Origin of the sequence: Hydrogenophaga sp. (assembly GCF_048549895.1) — a bacterium.
Lineage (GTDB): Bacteria > Pseudomonadota > Gammaproteobacteria > Burkholderiales > Burkholderiaceae_C > Hydrogenophaga.
This window is the reverse complement of sequence record NZ_JBLYYB010000061.1, coordinates 1-6,856: the sequence shown is the minus strand read 5'-3', so window position 1 is coordinate 6,856 and position 6,856 is coordinate 1. Positions and strand designations below refer to the sequence as shown.

The 6,856-nt window shown below is 60.4% G+C and carries 6 protein-coding genes; all 6 read left to right on the top strand.

Translation table 11 applies throughout. From position 1 onward, the window contains the following. Positions 1-1,894, top strand: a 1,894-nt coding sequence (locus ACN4F8_RS06280; protein WP_419472764.1) for a C-terminal helicase domain-containing protein, incomplete at its 5' end; no start/stop codon positions are given. Positions 1,895-2,030: 136 nt separating this feature from the next. Continuing rightward, positions 2,031-2,714 (top strand): DUF4391 domain-containing protein, encoded by a 684-nt coding sequence (locus tag ACN4F8_RS06275; protein ID WP_419472763.1) that lies wholly within the window; start codon positions 2,031-2,033, stop codon positions 2,712-2,714. Positions 2,715-2,747: 33 nt separating this feature from the next. After that, a complete protein-coding gene (locus tag ACN4F8_RS06270; RefSeq protein ID WP_281784094.1) occupies positions 2,748-4,634 on the top strand; it encodes a site-specific DNA-methyltransferase in 1,887 nt (628 codons plus the stop codon). Then, the gene (locus tag ACN4F8_RS06265) at positions 4,631-5,839 is read left to right on the top strand and encodes an AAA family ATPase (RefSeq protein WP_419472762.1); all 1,209 of its coding nucleotides are present in this window, start codon (positions 4,631-4,633) and stop codon (positions 5,837-5,839) included. The genes ACN4F8_RS06270 and ACN4F8_RS06265 overlap by 4 nt, the downstream gene beginning before the upstream one ends. Continuing rightward, a complete protein-coding gene (locus ACN4F8_RS06260; RefSeq protein ID WP_281784096.1) occupies positions 5,836-6,429 on the top strand; it encodes a DUF4276 family protein in 594 nt (197 codons plus the stop codon). Before ACN4F8_RS06265 ends, ACN4F8_RS06260 begins: the two co-directional genes overlap by 4 nt. Then, positions 6,429-6,856 (top strand): ATP-binding protein (locus tag ACN4F8_RS06255; RefSeq protein ID WP_419472761.1); only part of this gene is annotated, 428 nt, incomplete at its 3' end. The genes ACN4F8_RS06260 and ACN4F8_RS06255, both read left to right, overlap by 1 nt.

Sequence of the window (6,856 nt, the reverse complement as noted above, 5' to 3'; positions counted from 1 at the left end):
CCTGTCCGCGCTGGACTTCGACTTCTTCGAGCTGTTGGACAGCGTCACCATCGCGCGCTCGCGCAAGCACATCCAGACCTTCTACGACACGTCTGAGATCGGTCACTTCCCGGAGCGCCGCAAGCCGCTGTCCTTCCATTGCCCGCTGACCACGCGCGATGACGTCATCGGCTTCAACGAGATCTTCAATCAGCTTTCGTTGCTCAAGCTCGCGGTCTACGCGCCCATCAGCTACATCCTCCCAAGCCGGCTGAAGAAATACGAGGAGCTGTACGACACCGAGGTCGAAAGCGGCGGCGGCAAGCTCAAGCAGGCCGACCGTGAGAAGAGCCTGCAGGCGCTCATGACCACCAACCTGCTCAAGCGCCTGGAAAGCTCGGTCGAAGCCTTCCGGCTCACGCTCAAGAGTCTCCGGCAGAGCCACACCAGCGCCCTGGACAAGATCGCGGACTGGCGCGAACGCGGCGTGCCAAGCACGTTTGCCGACACCTCCAACGCATTCGAGGACGTGTCCGAGGATGACGACGAGCTGCCGCTGCCCGGCGACGCCACCATCGGCAAGAAGATCCAGATCAGCCTGGACGACATGGACGTGCCGAGCTGGGAGCAGGATCTGCAGGCCGACCTGGTCTTTATCAGCGAGCTGCTGCGCGAGATGGAAAAGGTCACGCCGGCCGACGACGCCAAGCTCCAGCACCTCAAGACGCAGATCACCAGCAAGCTCACCTCGCCGATCAACCCCGGCAACCGCAAGCTGCTGGTCTTCACGGCCTTTGCCGACACCGCCAACTACCTCTACAACAACCTGGCGGAGTCCCTGCTCAAGGCGCACAAGGTCCACACCGGCAAGGTCACGGGCTCGGACGCGCCCAAGTCCACGCTCGGCACCATGCCCGGCAGTCGGCAGACCTATGACTTCCAGGGCCTGCTCACGCTGTTCTCGCCGCGCTCCAAGGAAAAAGCGCTGGTCTACCCCAACGAGCCGCGTGAGCTGGACATCCTGATCGGCACCGACTGCATCTCGGAAGGCCAGAACCTGCAGGACTGCGACTACCTCATCAACTACGACATCCACTGGAACCCGGTCCGCATCATTCAGCGCTTCGGCCGCATCGACCGTATCGGCTCGCAGAACGCCAGCATCCAGCTGGTCAACTACTGGCCGGACATCAGCCTGGATGAGTACATCAACCTCAAGGAGCGGGTCGAGAACCGCATGATGATTGCGGACGTCACCGCGACCGGCGATGACAACGTGCTCAACGCCCAGGCAAACGACGTGGCCTACCGCAAGGAACAGCTACGCCGCCTGCAGGAAGAAGTCATCGAGATGGAAGAGCTGAGGACCGGCGTGTCGATCACCGACCTTGGCCTCAACGACTTCCGGATGGATCTGCTCAATTACATCAAGACGCACGGTGATCTGAGCAACATCCCGAACGGATTGCATGCGGTGGTTCCCGCCCGTCCGGAAGTGGGCCTGCATCCGGGCGTGATCTTCACGCTGTGCAACCGCAATCCGGCCGTCAACGTCAACCTGCACAACCGGCTGCACCCGTTCTACCTGGTCTACATCGGCATCGACGGTAGCATCGTCACAGACCACACCCAAGCCAAGCGCCTGCTGGATCTGGCGCGCACTGCTTGTCGTGGTTGCCACGAGCCGGTGCGTGCGGCCTATCTGGCGTTCAACGAGGCGACGCAAGACGGCAAGCAGATGAAGGCCTACTCCGACCTGCTCGACCATGCGATCAAGACCATGATCGACGTGAAAGAGGAAAAGGACCTGGACAGCCTGTTCACCCCCGGCAAGACCACGGCCCTGACCGGCACCATCTCCGGTCTGGATGACTTCGAGCTGATCACCTTCATCGTGGTGCAAGCCGTCGCATGATCGGCGCGCAGAACAAACTCCTCTCCTCCGTCATTCCCGCGAAAGCGGGAATCCAGGCGGCGCGCGCAGCGCGCCGTGCTGTCGCTACTCAGTCGGAGGGGCTGGATTCCCGCCTGCGCGGGAATGACGACAAGACGTGCAGCGCCGTGTCCGCATGATCGGCGCGCCGTACAGTTACCCGGCCAAGGCCGCGTTCGGACGGGTCATCCCCAAGAACCGAATCTACGAGCACGGCCACCTCGGCAAGGCCCTGCGTGAGCGCATCAAAGCCCAAGTGGACCGCATCACCTGGGCCTACAAGCTGGCGCCGGAAACAACCAACCTGCCTGAGCGCGGCGGCGTGCAGGAAATCCAGATCATCGAGCTGCACCAGCGCAGCAAGGGTCTGGATGCGCCGATCCTGCTGGCGATCGACAAGGTGATTCCCAAGCCCATCCTGTTCCATCTGCGCTATGGGAATCAGGTTCGCATGGCCGCCGCCCACAAGCGGCCGAGCGAGGCGGATGGCAGCAAGTGGGTCATCGGCGAGCACTACCTGGGAGACTGGTACCCTGAGACCGCTGATCGACAGGTGCTGCCGATTGCCCTCGATCTCCAGGGCCTTTACGAGCAATTGGTCCGTGGCCTGCTGCCGCAGCCGGCGCGACCGGGCGAGAGCATTGCCGCGCATCTGGAACGGGTTGAAGCGATCCGCCGACATGAGCGCGAACGGGCCAAGCTGGATGCCCAGCTCCAGCGGGAAAAGCAGTTCAACCGCAAGGTCGCGATCAATGCGCAGCTACGCACCGTCAACCAACAAATCGAGGCCCTGACTGCCTGACGGCGGATCAAGGCCATGAACTCGGGACACACGATGGACAAGCTGAAGATGCACTCGCCGGATCTGACGCAAGACAACATCGCGCGTATTCGTGAGATGTTTCCAGGGTGCGTGACGGAAGCGGCCGACAAGAACGGCAAGCTGCGTCTGGCGGTGAACTTCGACCAGCTGCGCCAAGAACTGAGCGACCACGTTGTAGATGGACCGCAGGAGCGTTACCAGCTCGATTGGCCGGGAAAGCGGGAGGGCCTGCTTGCTGCGAATGTGCCAATCGCCAAAACCCTACGTCCATGTCGTGAAGAGAGCGCGGACTTCGATGCCACCAGGAACCTGTTTATAGAGGGGGACAACCTGGAGGCGCTCAAGTTGCTACAGGAAACCTACTTGAACCAGGTCAAGCTGGTTTATATCGATCCGCCCTATAACACTGGCCGCGACTTCATCTACGACGACGACTACGGTGATGGTGCCGACAGCTACTTAACTCGTTCCAATCAAGCTGACTCTTCCGGTGCGCGGCTGGTGGCGAACACTGATGCCAATGGCCGATTTCATTCGGATTGGCTCAGTATGATTTATCCGCGACTTCGTCTTGCTCGCAACCTTTTACGAGATGATGGTGTTCTATTCATCTCGATTGACGATCACGAGGTGGACAACCTGCGGAAGGTTTGCTCGGAGATATTCGGCGATGAAAATTTCGTCGCACAGGTGATCTGGCAGAAAGTTTTTTCTCCGAAAAACTCCGCGCGTTGGTTCTCTGAAGACCACGATTATGTGCTGGTCTACGCTAAGTCCAGGGAGCGGTGGACCCCGATCTTGCTTCCTCAAACTGAGGAAATGGTCGCGCGCTATAAGAATCTCGATTCCGATGAACGTGGTGCGTGGACCTCAAGTGATCTCGCTGCGAGGAACCGCTATGACGCGGGCCTTTACCCGGTTACGTGCCCATCGGGCCGCGTAATTGACGGCCCACCGAAGGGTCGATACTGGGGCGTCAGCGAGGCCAATTTCAAAAGGTTGGACCAGGATCGTCGAATCTGGTGGGGTGAGGACGGAAATAATATGCCCCGACTCAAACGATTCTTGTCAGAAGTACAGCAGGGGCGGACGCCGCAAACGCTCTGGTTCTACAAGGATGTGGGCCATACCCAAGACGCCAAGAAGACGCTTCTGAAATATGTGCCGTTCGAGTACACGGAGAACGTACTGAACTCAGTCAAGCCAGTTGAGTTGATTCAGCGAATCCTCCAGCTATCGAGCAAACCGGATGATGAAGACATCGTGCTTGATTTCTTCAGTGGGAGTGCGACGACAGCACATGCGGTTCTGAAGCAGAACGAAGAAGACGGCGGACGCCGGAGATTTATCGCGGTACAGGTCCAAGAACCACTTCCCAAGCCCGAAGGTGGCATGGGCACGATCTTTGAGATGGGACTTACCCGTGTTCGCAATGTGGGAAGGGAGATTCAAGACTCTCGACGCGAGGCAGGCGCGGGCGCCAGAACCGTGGATACTGGATTCAGGGTCTTGAAGATTGATTCATCGAACATGGCCGACGTGTACTACTCCCCCGACGCCGTGAAGCAGGATCTCCTCGCCGAACAAGTCGACAACATCCGCTACGGCCGCACATCTGAGGATCTGCTGTTCCAGGTGCTGCTGGACTGGGGCGTCGATCTATCGCTGCCAATCCGTCAGGAGAGCATCGCCGGCAAGACGGTGTTCTTCGTCGATGACACCGCGCTCGCCGCCTGCTTCGACCTCGGCGTGGACGAGGCCTTCGTCAAGACGCTGGCGGGCTACCAGCCGCTGCGTGTGGTGTTCCGCGACTCAGGGTTTGCCAGCGACAGCGTGAAGATCAACGTGGAGCAGCTGTTCAAGCTGCTGTCGCCCGCCACCGAGGTTAAGACGCTATGAGCAGTTCCTTGTTTCTCAGTCGCGTCGTGCTGCGCAACTACAAGAGTATTGGGAGTTGCGAGGTGCGGTTGCAGGCCCTCACTTATCTTGTGGGTCCAAACGGCTCGGGCAAGAGCAATTTCCTGGATGCGCTCCACTTTGTGCGCGATGCCCTGGCCGGTTCCCTCGACAACGCCATCAATGAGCGCGGCGGTCTGAGCGAGGTAAGGCGCCGATCCAGCGGGCACCCCACGCACTTTGGCATCCGCATCGAATTCGTTCTACGCAACGGGCAGTCTGGCCACTACGCTTTCAACATCGGTTCTCAGAAGGGCGGCGGCTACGAGGTGCAGACAGAGGAATGCCTGCTTGGCGGTGGCGTGGCCAAAGCGCCGTTCTTCCGAATCAATCACGGCAAGCTCAAAGACAGCAGTGAGCCCGTATTCCCAGCCATTACCGCCGACCGTTTGGCGCTGGTGGCAGTTTCCGGCGTCACCGCGTTCAGGCCGGTGTTCGATGCCCTGGTCGGCATGGGCTTCTACAACTTGAATCCTAAGGTTATGCGGGAGTTGCAGAAGCCGCAGGACGGCCGCTTGCTCAAACACGCCGGGGAAAACGTCGCCAGCGTGATTGCGCATCTGGAGCGCGTGGCACCAGAGCAGGTCGAGATCATTCGGGAGTATCTGCAAACGGTGGTCCCGATGGTGCATGGACTGGAACGTAAGGCCATCGGCCCGATGGAGACGCTGGAATTTCGCCAGGATGTTGCCGGGTCCAAATCGCCGTGGCGCTTTCTGGCTCAGAACATGTCGGATGGCACGCTGCGGGCGTTAGGTGTCTTGACGGCACTGTTCCAGGGCAATCGTGACTATGCGCCGACCGTGGTAGGCATCGAGGAGCCGGAAACGGCGTTGCACCCTGCGGCCAGTGCGGCGCTGCGGGAGGCGCTGGCTCGGGCTTCCGAGAAAACCCAGATCATCGTCACCAGTCATAGCCCGGACTTGCTGGATGACCCTTCGATTTCAGAGCAGTCGCTACTGGCGGTGGTTTCGCAAGGCAGCAACACGCAAATCGCGCCGCTGGATGAAGGCGCGAGAAAGGCGATGCGTGATCATCTGTTTTCGGCCGGAGAGTTGCTGAGGTTGAACCAGCTTGCGCCTGACCCCACAGTGCTCGCTCAGCAGGCTGCGGTCCAGCCGGATTTGTTTGGTGGAGCTGTGGAATGAGGTCGGTAGCATCCATCGTGGAAGGTGATGGCGAGGTGCAGGCAGTGCCGGTTCTACTTCGGCGCATGAATCAATGGAAGCCCGGCGACACTTATGTGCAGCCGCTGGCGCCAATCAAGGTTCGGCGCGACCGATTCTTGAATAGGGATGACGAATTCCGGAAGTACGTGCTGCTTGCGGCCGCGAAGTGTGGCGCAGAGGGTTGGGTGCTGATTCTTCTCGATGCCGACGACGATTGTCCTGCAACGCTCGGGGCCGACGTACTGGTTCGCGTGCGTGCCGTCACCACGCATCCGCGCGTATCGGTCGTCGTGGCGAACCGGGAGTACGAGGCTTGGTTTATCGCTGCAGCCGCTTCTCTGGATGGGCAGCGCGGGTTTCTGCGCGGCACAGATCACGTTGCCGACCCTGAACGCCCGCGCGACGCCAAAGGCTGGGTTTCGCAGCACATGCCGGGAGGACGCTACCGTGAGACAACCGATCAACCCGCCTTTACCGCGCTATTCGACCTTCAGCAGGCGTTCGACGCTTGCCGTTCTTTCCGCAAGCTCTGTAGCGAATGGGCTCGCCACGCGGGCGTCGGCATGTGATGACAGAACCGCAACTGCTAGCGCTGCTGAATGACCTCATTGCTCGATGGGAGGGCGAGGTCGTGGAGTTCAAGCGCGCTGGGCATGACTACTCCACCGACAAGATCGGCCAGTACTTCTCGGCCCTGGCCAACGAGGCCAATCTGCGGGGGCTGTCTTGCGCCTGGCTGGTCTTTGGCATCGACAACAAGCAGCGGGCCGTCGTGGGCACGGATTACCGGCCCGAGGCCGACCGCTTGCAGAGCCTCAAGCACCAGATCAGCGACGGCACGCAGCCAAGCGTCACCTTGCGCAATATCCACGAGCTGCACCACGCCAACGGGCGCGTGCTGTTGTTCGAAATTCCGGCTGCGCCGAGGGGCATGCCCATCGCCTGGAAGGGCCATTACTACAGCCGGTCCGGCGAAAGCCTGGATGCGCTGGGCGT

Excerpts from the sequence above, each read along its gene's own strand:
- ACN4F8_RS06265 (WP_419472762.1), top strand. The coding sequence starts at position 4,631 with ATGAGCAGTTCCTTGTTTCTCAGTCGCGTCGTGCTGCGCAACTACAAG.
- ACN4F8_RS06260 (WP_281784096.1), top strand. The coding sequence starts at position 5,836 with ATGAGGTCGGTAGCATCCATCGTGGAAGGTGATGGCGAGGTGCAGGCA.
- ACN4F8_RS06270 (WP_281784094.1), top strand. The coding sequence starts at position 2,748 with ATGGACAAGCTGAAGATGCACTCGCCGGATCTGACGCAAGACAACATC.